12 protein-coding genes are annotated in these 18,106 nt (G+C 73.3%); 4 read left to right on the top strand and 8 right to left on the bottom strand.

Translation table 11 applies throughout. The features are described from left to right. Positions 1-113 precede the first annotated feature (113 nt). From SERN_RS12545 to SERN_RS12535, 3 genes are all read right to left on the bottom strand, one after another. The gene (locus tag SERN_RS12545) at positions 114-4,187 is read right to left on the bottom strand and encodes an immunoglobulin-like domain-containing protein (protein ID WP_233251663.1); all 4,074 of its coding nucleotides are present in this window, start codon (positions 4,185-4,187) and stop codon (positions 114-116) included. 314 nt (positions 4,188-4,501) lie between these two features. Beyond that, a complete protein-coding gene (locus SERN_RS12540; RefSeq protein ID WP_135850420.1) occupies positions 4,502-9,409 on the bottom strand; it encodes a family 43 glycosylhydrolase in 4,908 nt (1,635 codons plus the stop codon). Positions 9,410-9,745: 336 nt separating this feature from the next. Further along, a complete protein-coding gene (locus SERN_RS12535; RefSeq protein ID WP_135850419.1) occupies positions 9,746-10,372 on the bottom strand; it encodes a TetR/AcrR family transcriptional regulator in 627 nt (208 codons plus the stop codon). A gap of 50 nt (positions 10,373-10,422) precedes the next feature. Between SERN_RS12535 and SERN_RS12530 the strand changes: the two genes are divergently transcribed. Together SERN_RS12530 and SERN_RS12525 are read left to right on the top strand one after the other, a co-directional pair. Beyond that, a complete protein-coding gene (locus SERN_RS12530; protein WP_135850418.1) occupies positions 10,423-11,001 on the top strand; it encodes a sugar O-acetyltransferase in 579 nt (192 codons plus the stop codon). A 76-nt stretch (positions 11,002-11,077) separates the two neighbouring features. Further along, positions 11,078-11,296 (top strand): hypervirulence associated TUDOR domain-containing protein, encoded by a 219-nt coding sequence (locus tag SERN_RS12525; protein WP_135850417.1) that lies wholly within the window; start codon positions 11,078-11,080, stop codon positions 11,294-11,296. A gap of 13 nt (positions 11,297-11,309) precedes the next feature. On the opposite strand, the gene SERN_RS12520 is transcribed toward SERN_RS12525, so the two are convergent. Further along, positions 11,310-12,182: an SDR family NAD(P)-dependent oxidoreductase gene (locus tag SERN_RS12520; protein WP_135850416.1), complete on the bottom strand. Its 873-nt coding sequence runs from the start codon at positions 12,180-12,182 to the stop codon at positions 11,310-11,312. Positions 12,183-12,253: 71 nt separating this feature from the next. On the opposite strand from SERN_RS12520, the gene SERN_RS12515 reads away from it, so the two are divergent. Together SERN_RS12515 and SERN_RS12510 are read left to right on the top strand one after the other, a co-directional pair. After that, the gene (locus tag SERN_RS12515; RefSeq protein ID WP_233251662.1) at positions 12,254-13,501 is read left to right on the top strand and encodes an SLC13 family permease; all 1,248 of its coding nucleotides are present in this window, start codon (positions 12,254-12,256) and stop codon (positions 13,499-13,501) included. A 75-nt stretch (positions 13,502-13,576) separates the two neighbouring features. Next, the gene (locus SERN_RS12510; RefSeq protein WP_135850568.1) at positions 13,577-13,804 is read left to right on the top strand and encodes a DUF6480 family protein; all 228 of its coding nucleotides are present in this window, start codon (positions 13,577-13,579) and stop codon (positions 13,802-13,804) included. Between the two features lie 13 nt (positions 13,805-13,817). Here the strand turns inward: SERN_RS12510 and SERN_RS12505 are convergent, their stop codons facing one another. From SERN_RS12505 to SERN_RS12490, 4 genes are read right to left on the bottom strand one after another with little or no spacing between them, the layout of a single operon-like run. Then, positions 13,818-14,648, bottom strand: a complete 831-nt coding sequence (locus SERN_RS12505) for a glycosyltransferase family 2 protein (RefSeq protein ID WP_135850414.1) — start codon at positions 14,646-14,648, stop codon at positions 13,818-13,820. Next, positions 14,645-15,673 carry a glycosyltransferase gene (locus tag SERN_RS12500; protein WP_135850413.1) on the bottom strand — a complete coding sequence of 343 codons (1,029 nt, stop codon included), beginning with the start codon at positions 15,671-15,673 and terminating at the stop codon, positions 14,645-14,647. Before SERN_RS12500 ends, SERN_RS12505 begins: the two co-directional genes overlap by 4 nt. Beyond that, a complete protein-coding gene (locus SERN_RS12495) occupies positions 15,670-16,824 on the bottom strand; it encodes a glycosyltransferase (protein WP_135850412.1) in 1,155 nt (384 codons plus the stop codon). Before SERN_RS12495 ends, SERN_RS12500 begins: the two co-directional genes overlap by 4 nt. Further along, complete coding sequence (locus SERN_RS12490) at positions 16,821-17,984, bottom strand: glycosyltransferase (protein WP_158292655.1); 1,164 nt, start codon at positions 17,982-17,984, stop codon at positions 16,821-16,823. Before SERN_RS12490 ends, SERN_RS12495 begins: the two co-directional genes overlap by 4 nt. Between the last annotated feature and the right edge of the window lie 122 nt (positions 17,985-18,106).

Here is an 18,106-nt window from a genome sequence, read left to right as displayed (position 1 = left end):
TCTCGGGGATCCAGCGGGGGTGGGGCGGGGTCTGGCTCAGGGGTGGGCGATCAGGTGGGCGGTGGTGGTGACGGTCGCCCGCCACCACCACCGCCCACATCGCACGCGTCGGGTCAGTCGCGCTCGTCGTCCAGGCGGTACATGAACGCCGCCATGGCGTCCCGGTTGACCGGGTTCAGCGGGCGGAAGACGGCGGTGCCGTCGTTCCCGTCGACCCAGCCGGTCGCGATCCGCTCCGAGGCGAGCCAGGAGATCTCGCGGTAGAACTGGTTGTCCGTGCTCACGTCGGCGAAGGCCGAGACGGCGGGCGCCTCGTCACCGGAGACGTCGCCGGAGACGTCGGCGTAGCGGTAGAGGAACGCCGCCATCGCGTCGCGTGCGATCGGAGCCAGGGGGCGGAACGAGAACGTCCCGTCGCCGTTGTCCCAGCCGGTCGAGATCTTCTCCGAGTGGAGCCAGGCGATCTCCGTGTAGAACTCGTTGTCGGTGGCCACGTCCGTGAACGGCGAGACCTCCGGCGCGGTGAACGGGGGCTCGTCGGCGAGGCGGTAGAGGAACGCCGCCATGGCGTCGCGCGCCACCGGCGTCACGGGGCGGAACTCCCGCGTGCCGTCCGGAAGCAGCCAGCCGCGCGTGACCCCGCGCTCGGCGAGCCACCAGATCTCGTCGTGGAACGCCGTGTCGGGCGTGACGTCCGTGAAGACCAGCGGGACGGCTGCCGTGACGGTGACCTGCGCCGTCGTCGAACCCGACGTGAAGCCGTCTACGGTCGCGGTCACCCTGACCCGGTACGTCCCCGCGGTCGTCGGGGTGAGGGTGGCCCCGGTCGCGCCGTCGACCGGCGTGCCGTTGCGCGTCCAGGCGTAGCTCACGACGGCGTCCGAGGGGTCGGTCGTGACCGTCGCGGAGACCGGGTCGCCCGTGACCGCCGCCGCCGGGAGCGACGCCGTGACACCGACCGTGCGCGGGAACGTCACGGTGTAGACCGTGCTCAGCCCGGTCGGCCCGGTGACGGTCACCGTGGCGACGCCGTCGGTACCGGCCGTGGCCTGGACGATCGTCACGGTGGCGCCGCCGGTGGCCGTGGCCGCCGTGACGGCCGGGAACGCCGATCCGGTCACGGGGACCGTGTAGTCCACCTGACCCGCGAGGAGCGGGACGCTCGTCCCACCGGCGGCGAGCTCCGAGAGCACCGGAGCCGTGGCCGGAGCCTCACCCTCGGCCCGGTAGATCTCGACCTCGGACACGGTGAGGAAGCGGTTGGCGGTGTTCGCGAGCGTGAGGCGGACGCCCGTGGCCTGCACGGCGTCCCAGTGGTCCTCGACGACGGGGGCACCGACGGCCGGGTTCGCCAGGGTGCGATCCGCCTCGAAACCGGGTGCCCGGGTCCACGTGCCCGCGGGCGTGCGGTACTCCACGCTCATGGTCTCGGGCCAGCTCGTGTTGCTGCCGTCCTTGTAGAACCACGTCCCGACGCCGCTGATCGGGGCCTCGGGGAACGTGTACGTCAGCGTCGCGGGCGAGGGGCGCGTGCCGCCCTGCCAGTTCGACCAGCCCTTGTCGGTCCGGTCGCGGTTGCGGGTCCGGTCGATCCCGAAGCCGCCCTCGCTGTAGGAGGCGACGGCGGTGGTGGTCGGCTCGGGGGCGATGTTGACCTCGACGACGTCGGAGACGGTGACCGTGACCTGGGCGGTCAGGTCGAAACCGGTGACCGCGCCCGAGAAGGTGACCGTGCCGGCCGTCTCGTAGTAGTCCGCGTCCGTGACGTCCCACGTGACGGCGAGCTGCTGCGTCGTGCCGTCGGCGAACGTCACCGGGACGCGTGCGGGCAGCTCGGCCGGGGTGCCGACGGCCGTCCGCACGGCCGAGGGCAGCGCGGCGGTCGGCTCGGCCAGCAGCGCGGCGAACATGCGCTCCTGCTCCGCCTTCGTGATCGGCAGCACCGTGCCGTGGCGCGGGGCCGGCGTCGGGAGGGAGAACTGCGTCGGGACGGTCCAGTCGGCGTCGTCGCCCAGCTCGGTGGAGAACAGCGGGATGTACTTGCGGCCCCCGAACTCGTCGACGAAGAGGTAGTAGCCCTCGCCGTTGACGTCGCCCTCGTTCGCCTTGAAGACCGTCGGGCCCTCGACGGCACCGGTGCCGGCCTGCTGGCCGATGCACGTCGCCTCGAGCGACCACTCGTCGGCGGGCGCCGTCGTCGTGGTCGTCGTGGTTACGGCCCGCAGGCTCGTGGAGCGCTCCTCGAAGATGTCGAGGCACGCGTTCGGCCCGGTGAGGTTGCGACCCTCGTCCTTGGTGAACCGGTAGTAGGTGTCACCCTCCTTGATCACCGTGGAGTCGATGCGCGAGACGCCCGTGTCCTGCCAGACCTGGGCGGGAGTGAAGGTGTGGAAGTCGCGCGTCGTGGCGTACATCATCCGGTTGGGCTGACCGCCGGTGTGGCCGGGGTCGTCGTCGGCGTAGAGCTTGGAGGCCCAGAAGACGACGTAGGCGCCGATGGTGTCGTCCCAGTACGCCTCGGGCGCCCAGGTGTTGCCGGCGTTGTCGGGGGAGACCTTGACGTGGCGCTGCTGCGACCACGTCACCATGTCCGTGCTCTCCCAGATCTCCAGGTACTGGCTGCCCTGGCGCTGCGAGGCGTCCCAGTTCGGGTTGTTCCCGATGGAGAGGTCGGTCGCGATCATGTAGACCTTGTCGCCCTCGGGGGAGCGGATGAGGAACGGGTCGCGCAGGCCGGTCGTGCCCTCGGTCGAGGTGATGACGGGCTGGCCGCCGTTCAGCGTGACCCAGTTGCGGGCGTCGTTGCCGTTGGAGGCGCCGAAGTAGATCTTCTCGCCCGGGACGGAGTCGCCGGTGAAGTAGGAGAACGCGTACGCCTCGTACGGCTCGGAGACCGGGAGCGCCGGCACGGTGGCCGTGAAGGTCCGGGTCGCGGTGCCGGTGCCGCGCGTCAGCGTGGCGGTGAGCTCGACGGTCGCGGCCGGGGAGCCGGTCGCGGGGCGGGTGACCACGCCGTCGACGGCGATCGTCGCGGGGGCGGAGGAGGCCCAGGCGATCGCGACGCCGTCGCCGATCTCGGTCGGCAGCGTGAGGTTGCCGCGCACGTCGTCGACGTCGTGCACCACGACGTCGTCCACGACGGCGTCGACCGCGTCCTGGTCGGGGTTCGCGGTGCCGGGCACGACGACGGTCACGACGCGCGTGGTCGAGGTCGTCCCCGCGGTGAGCGTGGCGGTCAGCTCGACGCTCTCCGACTGCGTCGTGCGCGTGACGACCCCGGCGTTCGAGACGACGGCGGGCCTGTTCGAGGTCCAGGTGATCGCGGACCGGGCGGGACCCGTGGCGGGGAGCGTCAGGTTCGCGATGACGGCGGAGGTGTCCCCGAGCGCCGTGGCGACCCAGGCGGCGTCCGCGTCGACCGTGGCCCGGTGGGCCTCGCCGGAGATCTCGGCCACCTCGGTGGCGCTCAGTGCGCCGTCGTAGATGCGGAAGTCGCGCACGACACCCTTGAAGGAGGTGTCGGCGGCGTAGGCGGACCGGCCGATGTAGTTGCGCGTGGTGGTGCCGCCGCCGATGGCCGACGGGATGCGCGCCGGGTCGATGTCAGCCGTCCGCGCGACCTGGACGCCGTCCTCGAACAGCGTCATCGTGCGGTCGGCGAGCGTCAGCGTGACGTGCTTCCACACGCCCTTGGGCAGGGCGCCGGTGCGCTGCGCGCCCGACTCGTTGTTCCACCAGCGGTCGGAGATGACGCCGCGGAAGTTGGGGTTGCTGCCGTAGCCCGCCGTGGCGAACAGGTAGCCCGACCCCGTGCCGCCGCCGGTGGCCGTGTTGCCCAGGTTGTAGATGAAGTGGTTGCCCGTCAGGGCGGGGTCCACCCAGACGTCGGCGCTGACGGTGATCTCGTCGAGCCCGGCGATGATGTCGTTCGGCAGCTTGACGGCGTTGCCGCCGCTCGCGGCGCCGCCGGAGAAGGTGAAGCCGGCGCCGGCGTTCCAGCCGGCGGCGCCTTCGACGGCCGCGTCGCGACCGTTGCCCGAGGAGTCGGCGGCCACGGAGCCGGCCGTCTCGTCGAGCTTGTACCAAGCCACCAGGCCCTCGTCCGGTGCGGCGCTGGCGCCGACCGGAACCAGGAGCCCGAGCCCCATGGCGAGGGCTGCGGTGAGGGCGTACGTGCGTGTCGCCATTCCACACTCCATCGTGAGAAAGAAAGGTGCCCCGACGTTGGGGCGCAGATGATGACGTCACCATCTGCTGGAATCATAACGTGGTGTGAACGTTCACGCACCCGGTCGTCCGTGCGCTCGGGGTCGAGGGTGACGTGGGAGCGACCCGTCCGCCGTGGGAGCGACGTGTCCGGGGTCGTCCTCGCGGCGCTGGGGTCGCTCTCGCGGTGGTGGGGGAGGTTGATGGTGGGTCTGGGTCTACCCAGGGGTGTGGGAACGGCGGGCCACCTGGGGTGGCCCGCCGTTCGTGGGTGGTGCTTGTGGTGGTGCTGGTGTCAGTTCTGGGTGAGGTGGTGGTGGAGGCGGTTCATGAAGGCGGCCATGGCGTCGCGGTTGACGGGGGACAGGGGTTGGTAGATGTCGGTGCCGTCGTTGCCTGCTCCGGTCCAGCCGGTGGCGATGCCGGTGTCAGCGAGCCAGGCGATCTCCTCGTAAAACTGGCTGCCGGTGCCCACGTCGGAGAACGGGGAGACCGTGGGTGGGGTCCAGCCGGGTTCGATGCCGTCGCGCTGGTCGGCGTAGCGGTACAGGAAGGCGGCCATGGCGTCGCGGGCGATGGGGTCCAGGGGGCGGAACTCGGCGGTTCCGTCGGTCTGGGGCCAGCCGGTGGAGATCCCGGTGGCGTGCAGCCAGGTGATCTCCTTGTAGAACTGGTTGCTGAGGTCGAGGTCGGTGAAGGGGGAGACCTCCGGTGCCGTGAAGGCGGGGGATCCGGCGAGACGGTAGAGGAAGGCCGCCATCGCGTCGCGCGCGACGGGGGTCACGGGCCGGTACTCCCGCGTCCCGTCCGGCAGCAGCCAGCCGGTCGTGATGCCGCGCTGGGACAGCCACGAGATCTCGTCGAAGAACTGGTCGCCCTCCCTGACGTCCGTGAACACGAGCGGCGGGGGCACGTCCGTGTCCGTCACGGTGACGCTCGCCGTCCCGGAGATCGAGCCCGCCGCGAGCGAGGTCGCGGTGATCTCGACCCGGCCCGGTGCGTGCGCGGTCACGGTGCCGGTCCCGTCCACGGTCGCCGTGAGCGGTGCCGAGGACGACCAGGCGACGTCCTGGTCAGCACCGACGGGTGCGACGGCGGCCGTCAGCGCGACCTGCTCGCCCACCTCCAGCGTCGCCGTCGACGGCGTCACCGTCACCGCGCTCGGGGGCGCGGTTTCGACCTCGATGGTCTGCGGTCCGACGCTCTCGAGCGTCGGGACGATCGGCTGGATGAGGCCGTCGGCGCCGAACGTGACCCGGTCGATGGTGGTCTCGCGGTTGTTGCCGTTGCCGCCGGGCATGGCGAACCGGTGGTAGGCGACGTACCAGTCGTCGGTCCCGGGGACCTGGACGATCGAGTGGTGCCCGGTGCCGAGGATGCCGAGGGAGGTGTCCTTGCTCAGGATGACGCCGCGGTAGGTCCAGGGACCGTGCGGGCTCGCCGAGGTGGCGTACCCGACCCGGTAGTCGGGTGATCCGGTGTCGTCGATCGAGTAGGTCAGGTGGTAGATCCCGTCGCGGTAGTTCATGAACGAGCCCTCGCGGTAGTCCACGAGGCCCTCCTGAGCGGCGATGGTGCCGGGGACGAGCGAGACCATGTCCTCGGCCAGCTCGGCGTAGACGGGTCGGCCGTTGCCCCAGTAGAGGAAGTACTTCCCGCTGACCGGGTCGTGGAACGCAGCCGGGTCGATGGCCTGGCCGGAGGTGACCGGGCCGTCGTTGAGGATCATCGCCTGCGGCTGGGCCGTGAACGGCCCCTCCGGGCTGTCGGCGACGGCGACACCGATCGTCTTGCGGTCCACGGAGTCGTTGTGGCCGGAGAAGTAGAAGTAGTACTTCCCCGCCCGCTCGATGATCGTCGGGGCCCAGGCGTTGCCCGACGCCCACGGGACGTTGCCGTTCGCGCCGTCGAGCGTGAGGAACGGCTCCTCCGACCGCGTCCAGTCCACGAGGTCGGGTGAGCTCCAGACGTAGAACTCCTTGCCGCCCCAGCCCGGGAATCCGTCACTGGTGGCGTAGATGTAGTACGTGTCGCCGAAGATCGCGATGTTCGGGTCGGCGTAGAGGCCCGGCAGCACCGGGCTGCGCATCTCGACGGCGGACATGGTCCACGTGGCCCGGGCGCCGTCGTCGGCCGTGAGCGTGTAGGTGACGGGGGTGCTGAGGTCCACCGGTGTGCCCGACGCCGGGGAGACCGTGACGCCGGTGGCCGCCGAGAAGGTCGGGGCCAGGGCGGTGAGCGGGGTGCCCGGGACGACCGGGAACGTGACCGTGCGGTCCGCGCCCGACACGATCGGGTCGATCTTGAGCACGCCGGTCGTGGTCAGGGAGACGTCGAGCAGCTGGTCCTTGCCGACGAGCTCGTCCGCCGTCAGGGCGCGGTCGTGGATGCGGACGTCGTCGAAGGCGCCGGCGAAGTAGCCGTCACCCGCGTAGAACGACCGACCGAGATAGCCGGCGAGATCAGACCCGAGGTCCGCGACGCTCGCGCTGAGAGCGGTGTTCTCGCCCAGCTTCACGCCGTCGACGTAGACGACCGTCGTCCGGCCGTCGAGGACGACGTCGTAGCGGTGCCAGGCGCCGGGGGCGACGGACCCCGTGACGGCGGACTCGCCCTGCCAGGAGCTCGCCGTGAGGGCGCTGCGCACCTCACCGCCGCGCGTGCGCAGGAAGTAGTAGCTCTGCTGGTCCTTCCCGAACGCGAAGGAGAAGAAGTTCCCCCCGGTGAGGTCCGAACGCATGTCGAAGGAGACGGTCATCTCGTCCCGACCGTCGAAGAACCCGGTCGGGAAGGAGGCGTAGCCGCCCGCCGTGCCGTCCAGGCGCAGGACGGACCCGCGCTCGGCGTCGGTCACCACCGCGGCCGAGCCGTGGGAGGTGAGGTCGTTGTCGCCGACCGAGTCCGCCAGCGTGCCGTCGTCGAAGGTGTACTCCGCGACGAGGCCCTGCGGCTCGGGCTCGGGGTCGCCGTACGCGGCCAGGAGGCGCTCCTCCTCGGCACGGGTGAGCTGCAGGACGGAGCCGTGGCGGAACTTCTCCTCGAACGAGAACTCCTCGGGTCCGGTGCCGGTCGTCAGCTGGGTGAACTGCAGGCTGGCGAGCGAGTCGGTCACGTGGCCGTAGTAGGCGTTCTCGTCGCCGTACAGCGCCCAGCGGCCGTCGGGGAGCGGGAAGACGGTCAGCCCCTCCATGCGGGGTCGTAGGCCGTGCGCGGCCGCCTCGCCCTTGGCCACGACGGTGGTCCACGGGCCGTCGAGGCTCGGGGCGGTGTCGATGACCGTGTCCCAGTCGGAGGTGGAGAAGCGGTAGTAGACGCCGTCCTCGACCGCGATGCTGGAGTCGATGATGTTGGCGCCGCCCGCGCCGTCGCCCTGCTCGTTGAGCGATGCCCAGATCTCGGGCTCGGAGAACGTGACGAAGTCGCGGGTCTTGGTCAGGTAGACGCGCAGCGCCCAGTCGGGGGTGTCGACGTCGCCGCGGTCGCGGGCGGACCAGTAGACGTAGTACTCGCCGGTGGCCTCGTTCCACACCGCCTCAGGCGCCCAGACGCAGCCCGCGGCGTCGAACCCCGCGAACACGATGCGCTGGTCGCTCCAGGTCACGAGGTCGGTGGACTCCCACACGACGATGTTCTGACTGGCGTTCAGCTGGTCCCAGCCCGAGCCACCTGGGCCGCCGCCCTCGGCATGCAGGTCGGTCCCGATGATCCAGTACCGGTCGCCCTCGGGCGAGCGGACGAGGTGGGGGTCGCGGACGCCGAGGTCGCCGCCCAGGTTGGCGAGGATCGAGGTGTTGTCGTTCAGCTTGGACCACTGCAGGCCGTCGTCGGAGTGGCCCATGAAGATCTTCTCGTAGCCGCCCTCGACCGCGAAGTGGGTCCAGAGGTAGCCGGCGCTGTAGTCGTCGTCGAGGTCGGCGGGGGCCGCGGTGACCGTGACGGGGATGGCGCGGGTCGCCGTCGTGCCGGGGACCGTGGCGGTCAGCGTGACGACGGTGTCGGCGGCCGGGCGCGTGACCACGCCCGCTGAGCGGCCGTCGGCGGCCTCGGTGGCGACGATGCCGGCGGGGGAGGCGGTCCACGCGAGCGTGCTGCCGTGGACGGCGCCGGTGCTCGGGAGCGTCAGGTTGCCGCGCACGTCGTCGGCGTTCGCCAGCACGAGGGCGTCGAGGTCGGCCTGCGCGCGGGCGCCGGGATCGAGCTGCGCCAGGACGGTGACGTCGAAGGTGCGCGTCCGCGTGGCTCCACCTCGAGCAACGGTGGCGGTCAGGGTGGCGGAGGCGTCGGGGCCGCCGTCCGCGGGACGAGTGACGACGCCTTCGGCCGTGACCACCCCCGGATCGGAGGTGGCCCAGGCGATCGTCGATCCGTACCCGCCCGTGGGAGGGAGTGCGAGGTCGGCGGTGACGGCGGACGTGTCGCCGAGGGTCAGCTGCGCGGCGTCGCGCTCGACCCTGTCGGCGTCGGCGGGAGCGAGGGAGGCGACCTGGTCCGCGCTGAGGGCGGCGTCCCAGACGTCGAAGCTGCGGACCGTACCCTGGAGCAGGCGGTCTGAGTCGTAGACCGAGCGGCCGATGGCGTTGCGGGTGGTGCTGCCGGCGCCGATGGAGCCAGGGGTCAGGGAGACGTTCGTGTTCGTGGCGACCTGGGCGCCGTCGAGGTACAGCCGCGAGGTGGTGCCCGACTGCGTGTAGGTGAGCGTGTGCCACGCGTCGCGCGTGAGGTTGGCGCCGCTGCCCGCAACCTGCTCGGTGCTCCAGTTGCCCGAGGCGATCCCGGCGCGGTAGGCGTTGCCCGTCGCGAACAGGTAGCCGTTCCCGGCGCCGTCGGTGGTGTTGCCGAAGCCCCAGAGGAAGTAGGGGGTGGCCTGGTTCGCAGCGAGACGCACCTCCGCGGAGATCGTGATGTCGGTGACGCCGGCGAGCACGTCGCCGGGCAGCTGCACGTAGTCGTCGACGCCGTCCAGCGTCAGTCCGTCGGGTGTCCGAGCCGCGCCGCCGATCACGGTGGCGGTCCGGCCGTGACCCGATCCGTCGGGGACGACCGCGGCCGTGTCGGTGCCCGTCGCGGTGGTGAAGTCGTAGCTCAGGAGCAGGTCGTCGGCGGCGACGTCCTGGGCCTGGGCGGGGACCGCCGTGGTCGCGAGGGTGGCGGCGACCGCCAACGCAGCGAGGGAGCCGATCGCTCGGCGGGAGTGTCTGACCATGGGCTCTTCTCCGTCGAAGTAGCAGTGTGAGCGTTCACACCATGCGTGGTGACGTTAACAGCGGGTCAGGATCGCGGCAACCGACACCCACGCCGACCGGACCTCGCGGCAGCTCGGTCGGTCGCTGGAGCGGTGGATCGGTGGATGGCCGTGGCGCGAGAGCGACCTGCGTGCCGCGAGAGCGACGCGTCGGAGATCGCTCTCGCGGCGGCTAGGTCGCTCTCGCGAAGGAGCCTCCGCGGACGGGTCGCTCTCGCGGCGCTGGGGTCGCTCTCGCGGTCGGTGGGCCGGTCGCGCGGCGGCGAGCAGGCGGGCGAGCCTGCCCGAGCCGCCCCGTCAGGGTGCGTCGGAGGCGTGGATCGCAGCGATCTGCCGCACGACGGCGGGCACGTCCAGCTGCGTGCGCGGTGCCGGGTCGAACGCCTGGTGGATCGTCAGCCCCTCGATCGCGGCGTCGATCAGCCGCGCCGTGGCCGGGTCGAAGTGCCGCTCCAGCGCGCGCCGCGACGCCGCCATCCAGTTTCGCGTCAGCGTCCGGTACTCCGGCCGTCGCGCCGCGAACGTGTACAGCTCGTGGGTCAGCACCAGCTCGCGGTCGTCGGTGAAGACGTCGTCGCTGATGATGGCGGTGACGGCGTCCAGCGCCTCCTCGCGCGTGGTCACCGCCGCCATCCGGTCCTCGAACCGCTGGCTCATCGCCTGCGAGAACCGCTCGAACGCCAGCCGCAGCAGCTCGTCCATGCCCTCGAAGTGGTAGGTCATCGAGCCCAGCGGCACGTCGGCGGCCACGGCCACCTTCCGGTGGGTCGTGCCGGCCACGCCGTGCTCCGCCACGACGTCGAGGCACGCGTCGATGATCCGGTCGCGGCGGTCGGGGTCGGTGCGACGGGTGCGAGGTGCGGCGGACGCGCGGGGGGCGGCGGACGTGCGGGGTGCCCCGGAGGACCTCGTCGAGCTCGGCACGGCCCCTCCTCGTCGTCGCGACCTTGTGTGTACGAATGTACGCTACCCCCATGACGGACTACTTCGCCGGAGACCCCCGCACCAACCGCGAGCGCATGCTGGCGGGCGACCTCTACATCGCCGACGACCCCGACAACGAGCGCCTCGCCCGTCGCGGTGTCGCCCTGGCCGATGGCTACCACCGTGCCGACGTCGCGGCCGACCCCGGTGCCCGCGCCATCCTGGCCGACCTCCTCGGCACGCTGGGCGAGGACGCCTACGTCAAGCCGCCGCTGTTCGTCGACTACGGCGAGGGCATCCACATCGGCGCCCGCACGTTCGTCAACTACAACCTCACCGCGCTCGACGTCGCGACCATCACGATCGGAGAGGACTGCCAGATCGGGCCGAACGTCCAGCTCCTGACCCCCACCCACCCCGTCGACCCGCAGCCGCGCCGCGACAAGCTCGAGGCGGCGCAGCCGATCGTCATCGGCGACAACGTGTGGCTCGGCGGCGGCGTCATCGTCTGCCCCGGCGTCACGATCGGCGAGAACAGCGTGATCGGTGCGGGCGCCGTCGTCACGCGCGACATCCCGGCGAACGTGGTCGCCGTCGGCAACCCGGCCCGGGTCGTCAAGCAGATCTGACGACGACGGGGCGCACGCCGTCCTGGACCCGCGCGAAGGTCTGGGAGAACCTGGTGGGGACGAGAAGGAGACCACCGTGGCCAAGGACGACCTCAGCAAGGGCGATCGCGTCAGCTGGAACACCCCGCAGGGCCGCACGCGCGGCACGGTCGAGGAGAAGCGCACCAGCGACTTCGAGCACGACGGCCAGCACTTCACCGCCTCGACCGACGAGCCGGCCTACGTCGTGAGGTCCGAGAAGAGCGGTGCGACGGCGGCCCACCAGGGTTCGGCGCTGCGCCGGCTGACGAGCTAGGCGCGGCGAGCCGCTAGTCGGCGAGCCCCACCATCGCGGCGCTGCGCCGCCACAGCTCGTCGACGAGATCGGCCTCCTGCGCCTGCGGGTGGGGTTCGCGCACGAGCGAGCGCTCGTCGTAGTACTGGCCCGGCTCCCAGTCGCGGCCGGGCGTGCCGTCGACGAAGTGCTCCAGCGTGCTGCCGCCCTTCGCGGCGCTGATGAGGATGAGGTGCCGCAGCGGTGTGCGGTAGATGAAGCGGAACCAGCTCGTCGTGTCGGCGGCGAAGTTGGTCCCCACCATCCCGGGGTGGAAGGCGACGGCGGAGATCCCCTCCGCCGCGTAGCGCTCGTGCAGGCCGCGCACGTGCAGGATGTTCGCGAGCTTCGCGCTGCCGTACGCGCGGTTGGCGTTGAACCGCTGGCGGTTGTCCAGGTCGTCGATGTCGATGACCCCGAACCGCGCCGCCGCCACGCTCGAGGTGTTCACGATGCTCGCGCGGCCGGCCGCGAGCGGCTCGTGCAGCAGCTCCGTCAGCAGGAACGGCGAGAGGTGGTTGACCTGGAACGTCCGCTCGTGGCCGTCCGCGGTCGGGCGGCGCTCGCCGAACACGCCACCGGCGTTGTTGGCCAGCACGTCGATCCGATCGACGCGCTCGCGGATCTCCCCGGCCAGCCGCCGCACGTCCGCGAAGCGCGCGAAGTCCGCCACGAACGACTCGGCGCCGGTCTCCTTCGCGACCGCCGCCGTCTTCTCGGGAGAGCGGCCGACCAGCAGTACGCGGTGACCGGCTGCCGTCAGGGTGCGCGCCGCGGCCGCACCGATCCCGTCGGAGGCCCCGGTGAGGACGATCGTGCGGGCGGACGTGGGTGCGGACTCGGATGCGGCCGCGGGCTCGTGGGTCATGCGACCACGCTACGTCGCCGCCGGGCGGACCAGGAGGAGCGGGTGCCGGGCGGGAGCACTACGGTGTTCCGGTGCCGCAGAGCGAGCCCTCAAGGGGTGCCGAACCGGGTGCCGGACCTGGCGCAGGACCGGGTGGCGAGGTCGACGTCGCGTCGAGCCCCCCACGGCGGGCCCGCCCGTGGTGGGCGCTGGCCCTCGTCGCCGCCGTCGTCACGATCGCCACGGGGTGGCTCCCGCGCGCGGACACCGTCGCGCTCGCCGAGCGCACCGGGCCGATCCTGCTGTTCGTCGCCGCCCTCACGGTGGTCGCCGAGCTGTGCGCCGGCGCGGGTCTGTTCGCCGCGGCCGCCGCCCTCGCGGCCCGGCTCGCGCGCGGCCGACGGTGGGCGCTGTGGGCGCTGGTGATCGTCCTGGCGACCGTCAGCACCGCGGTCCTGTCGCTCGACACGACGGCGGTGCTCCTCACGCCCGTCGTCATCGCCCTCGCGCGTCGCACCGGGACGTCGCCGCTGCCGTTCGCGCTCGCCGTCGTCGCCCTGGCCAACACCGCCTCGCTCGTGCTGCCCGTCTCCAACCTCACCAACCTCCTCGCCGATCACGCGCTCATGGTCGCGGGGGCGAGCTACCTCGCCCTGATGTGGGCGCCGGCGCTCGCCGCCATCCTCGTGACCGTCGTGGTCCTGGGCCTCCGCGACCGCCGCGCCATCGGCGGCCGGTACGTCACCGCACCCGCGCCGGGCGCGCCCGACGAGACCCTGCTGCGGATCACGGCCGCCGTCGTCGCGGTGATGGCGGTGGCGTTCGTGGTCGGGGTGGAGCCCGCGCTCGCGGCGCTCGCGGCCGCCGTCGTCCTCCTGGTCGCGACGCTGGCCCGACGGCGACCGCTGCCCGTACCCGTCGGCGACCTCGTGCCGTGGCGCACGCTCGTGGTGGTCGCCGCCCTGTTCGTCGTCATCGCGGCGGCGCACCAGATCGGCGACGCGCTGCAGGTGGCGGCCGGGACCGGCCACGGTCCGCTCGACCTGCTGCGGCTCGCCGCGGTCGCCGCCCTCGCCTCCAACGCGGTCAACAACCTGCCGGCCTTCCTCGCGCTGGACCCGGCGACGACGGGGGACCCGCTCCGGATCGCCGCGCTGCTGATCGGGTCCGGCGTCGCGCCGCTGCTGACGCCGTGGGGCTCGCTCGCCACGGTGCTGTGGTGGCAGCGGTGCCGACAGGCGCTGCTCGACGTGCCGGTGTGGACCATCGTGCGCCAGGGGCTGGTGCTGGCGCCCCTGGCGCTGCTGGCCTCGGTCGGGGCGCTGCTGCTGGCGGGGTGAGCCAAGCCCGTTGGGGGAGGTGGCGGGGTGCGCAGGTACGGTGGAATCTCCGGCAACACGTGGGAGATCACCGCCATGACCAGTCCCGATCCCGATCCCGAGAGCACGACCGGCCTCGAGCCCGGCGGCGGCGTCCCTCCCGGCGAGACGCCCCCCGGCGAGGCGAGCACGGCCGCGTCCCCGCAGAAGGAGCCCGAGGCCCGCGGCGCGGCGTTCAACAAGATCGCGGCGGGGATCGTCATCGGCGTCGGCGTCCTCGCGGCCGCCTACTTCATCGCCTACCTCGCGGGCATCCTGGGCTGAGCCGGCCGGGGGCCTACGACCCCCCGGCCGCCGACCCGTCGGTCCGGCGCCACCCGTCGGCGGTCCGCTCGACCGCACCCGCCCCGGCAAAGCTCTCCAGCCAGCCCTCCATCGGCCACCGTCCCCAGCGGCGGGCGAAGATCGCGCCGTTGCGCAGGATGTCGTCGAGGTGCTGCCACGGCGGTGACGACGTCGGGTGGTGCTGGTGGTAGGCGTGCGCGCCTCCCACCCACACCAGCGGGACGCCGGCCTCCCGTGCCCGGAACGCGACGTCGGTGTCCTCGCCCCCGTAGCCCTCGTAGCTCTCGTCGAAGCCGCCGAACGCGGCCCAGCCCGCCGGCGTCGTCGCGAACGACAGCGACCAGAAGAGCGGGTACTGCTCGGGACCGGCGACGACGCAGCGGCCGTCCGGGGGATCGGGCCGGGCGGCGTGCGGCGCCGTCAGCGGGCCCAGGTCAGTGTCGACCTCGACCGTCACGCCCTCGGGCAGGTAGGTCACCGGACCGCACAGCAGCGCGCCCGGGTGCTCGTGCGCCGCGGCGGCGTACCGGTCGAGCAGGTCGGGCGCGGGCACGCAGTCGGCGTCGAGCAGCACCAGCAGCTCGTGCCCGGCCGCCAGCGCCGCCCCCACCCCGAGGTTGCGGCCCGCCGCCAGGCGCAGGCCGTGCGGTCCCGGGGGGACGTGCACGATGCGCGCGTGGCGCGCGAGCGAGGCGGGCGGCGCGGCGTCGTCGAGCCAGACGACGATCGCCTCCGGCGGCTCGGGCAGCGCCTGCAGCCGGGCCTGCTGGCGCTCGACGTGGTCCAGACGCGCGGCGGACGCGAGCGTGATGACGGCGGTCACGCCGAGACACCCGCGCGCTCACCGGTGGGAGACCTGCCGTCGGCCACGGCCGAGACGACCGCCGCCGCCCGCGCCGCCGCCCCGGCCACCTGCCACGCCGACCAGTCGGGTCGCAGCTGCCGCGCGCGCTCCAGCAGCGCGGGCCAGGCGTCGTCGTCGGGCCAGGCGTCCACGACGACGGCGAGCCCCGCCGCCCGCAGCTCGTGCGCGGTCGCGCGCTGCTCGTCGAACGGTCGGTCCTCGGGCACGACGACGGCGCGCGCCCCCGCCGCGGCGAGGTCGGCGACGGCGTTCTGACCGGCCGCCGAAACCACGACCTCGGCCGCGCAGATCTCCGGCCACGGGTCCTCGACCCAGGGTCCGTCGCCCCCGAGGCGGTGCCAGTCGCGCGACGCGACGCCGGCGACACCCGCGCGCTCGCCGACGGAGCCCCCACCCAGCAGCAGCACGCGGCCCGGGACGGGGTCACCCGCCCGGGGTCGACCGTCGAACCGGGAGATCCCGCCGACCTCGATCGGATCGAGACCGCTCGGGTCGGACCGGCCGCTCGGCCAGGTCGCGACGACGGCGTCGGCGAGGCGGTGGGCGAGCGCGTGCGGGGCGTCGTCGCGCACGCCGGGCTGCGTCATCAGCACGAGCGGGACGCCGAGCAGGCGCACGAGCACCGCGACCTCCACCGAGACGTCGACCACGAAGGCGGACGGCGTCTCCTCCGCGAGCACGGCCGCGATCGTGGCGAGCCGCGCCGCGTGACCGGCGTGGTGCAGCGGGGCCCAGTGCAGCGCGCCGCCGGCGGTCGGCCGCGACCGACGCAGGTCGTGCGGGTCGAGCGCGACGCCGTCGCGATCGGTGCGGACGTCGTCGTCGCGATCGAGAGCGACCCAGCGGGTCCGGGCGGGCAGCTCCGGCGGCGCTGGCCGCGAGCTGAACACGACGACGTCGGCGTCCAGGTGCGGCCGGATCGCCAGGAACCGCACGAGGTGGCCCGACCCGTGGTGGTGCACGTACCAGCCGATCGTGCTCACGCGGGCACGGCCGTCTCCGCGATCGGGGTGAGGGGGGCGGATGCGGCCCCGGCGGCGAGCCGGCGGGCGGAGCGGTGGATCGCCTCGATGTCGTCGAGCTGGCGCTCCAGCGAGAACCGGCGCAGCGCGTGGGCGCGGATGCGGCGTCGCGCCCCCGCCCCGGGGTCGGCGATCGCCGCGACCGCGCGCGCGAGGGCGGCGACGTCACCCGGAGGAACGAGGCGAGCGCCGGGGGAGCCGGCGACCACCTCCGGCACGCCGCCGCGGTCGAACGCCGCGACCGGGGTCCCGGTGCTGAGAGCCTCGGCGAGCACCAGCCCGAAGGGCTCCTCCCACATCGGGGTCACCAGGGCGCACGCGCTCGAGCCGACCAGGCGCGCCAGGTCGTGGTGACGCAGCGGGCCGACGTGGACGACGTCGTCGCCCAGGTGGGGGTCGATCTCGGAGCGCACGTAGTCGGCGTCGCCGATCCTGCCCGCCAGGACGAGCCGACGCCCCAGCAGGCGCGCGGCCGCGACGGCGACGTGCGCGCCCTTCTCGGGGACGAGTCGGCCGAACCACACGAGGTCCGGTCCGCCGGGCCCGAGGCGCCAGCGGTCGGTGTCGACGGCGTTCGGCATCACCCGGGCGTGCACGCCGTGCTCGCGCCAGGCCCGCGCGGTGTGCGTGCTGACCGCCAGGATCGGTCCCAGTGCGTCACCCGCACGGTGGATCGCTTCGACCATGACCTCGAGCGGCGGCGTGTGCAGCGTGGTGACGACGGGGATGCCCAGGCGTGGCGCCCACGCCAGGGGGAGAGCGTGCAGGCTGTGGTTCTCCACGACGTCGAAGTCGTCACGGTGGTCGCTGAGGTGACGCAGGGCCCGGTCCAGCGACGTCAGGGCCTCGTCCAGGTAGCCGTCGGGGTAGTCGGTGTCCGAGGAGGACGTGCCGGCCCAGAGCGCGGGCGGCAGGTGCAGCTGCGCGGGGGACTCCGCGAGGAAGTCCGATCCGGAGGACGCCACCAGGCGGACGCGGTGCCCGCGCCGGCGCAGGCTGTCGACGCGGTCCCACACCGCCGCCTCGAGACCGCCGGCGTGCGGCTGGCGCAGCGGGTGGCGCGACGGCGCGATGACGGCGATGCGCAGGGGGCGGGACCCGAGCCGCCTCACGCGGATGCTCCCGTCCGGCGCACGACGGTGCGGTAGACGTCGGTGTGGGCGCGCACGATCGCGCGGTGCTGCACCACGCGGGCTAGCGCTCGGCGCTGCACCAGGGCTGCGCGCTCGCCGCTGCCGGGGCGCGTGCCGCGCGCGAGCGCCGCGAGGACCGCCCGGGCGAGCGAGACGCCGTCGTCCGGCTCGAACGCGGTGAACTCGTCGGGATGCTGCTCGTGCGCGTAGCCGACGCGGGGTCCGACGACCGGGACACCGAGGTCGTGGCACAGCTCGACCCACCCGGAGTGCGTGCCGTGCCGGTAGGGGAGCAGCGCGACGTCGAGGTCGGCCACCTCCTGCTCCAGCTCGGGGTCGGCGACGCGCGGGCGGCGCACCAGGACGCAGTCCGGACGATCGGTCAGGAGCGCGGCGACGGCGTCGAGCGCATCGGAGTCCCGCACCCGGTCGTTGACGACGACGCGACCCGCGGCCGCGACGCCCGCGGCGCGCAGGTCCGTCAGCCCCGCGAGGAGCGTCCTGACCGAGCCGACGGCGTCGATGCCCGGACGGATGTCGCGCAGGTGCACCCCGACGGTGAAGGCGCCTGTGGCACGTCCCGGCGGAGGCGTGGCACCCTCCGCGACGATCGCGGGGTGCGGGATCACGACGGCGGTGCGGTCCCAGCGGCGGGCGATCTCGTCGGCCGCGCCGTCGGTCAGCGTGATGACCGCGCTCGCCCGGCTGATCAGCAGGTCGAGATCGGCCTCGTGGGGCGCCTGGTCGGCCAGCTGCGGGTTGGTCAGGTCGTGCGCGGTGTAGACGAGCGGGAGCCCGGCCGCGTCGAGCGCGTCGAGCGCCCCCGCCAGGCGGCCGGGGGGCAGCGACTCGGCACCGAAGTGCACGTGCACCACGTCGACGACGTCCGCGTTCTGCGTGATCCACGCGGCGTCCAGCACGACCGGTGGCCACCAGCGGTCGGGATCGGCCGGATCCGGCAGCGGATCGCGCAGCCGCACGACGCCGTCGTCGGCCCCGGAGATGCCTCGCACGTACGGGTGCCCGGCCGGGACCGAGGCGATCGTGAGCCGTCCCGCGGGAGTCGGCTCGGGCGGCGCGGTCGGCAGCGGTGCCTGCGCCCAGGTCTGGACGTTCTCGGGAAGGAGCTGCTCGGTCACGTGCCTCCTCGGTCGTCGATGCGCGCGGGGCGCACCACCGGTGGGCGTGCGCCGGGACACGGAAGCCGGGTGATCGTTCCGGCGGGTCTGCGTTTACGGTAGGTCGTACGGCCCCCAACCTC

Source organism: Serinibacter arcticus (genome assembly GCF_004786095.1).
GTDB lineage: Bacteria > Actinomycetota > Actinomycetes > Actinomycetales > Beutenbergiaceae > Litorihabitans > Litorihabitans arcticus.
This window is presented reverse-complemented; position numbering and strand designations above follow the sequence as displayed.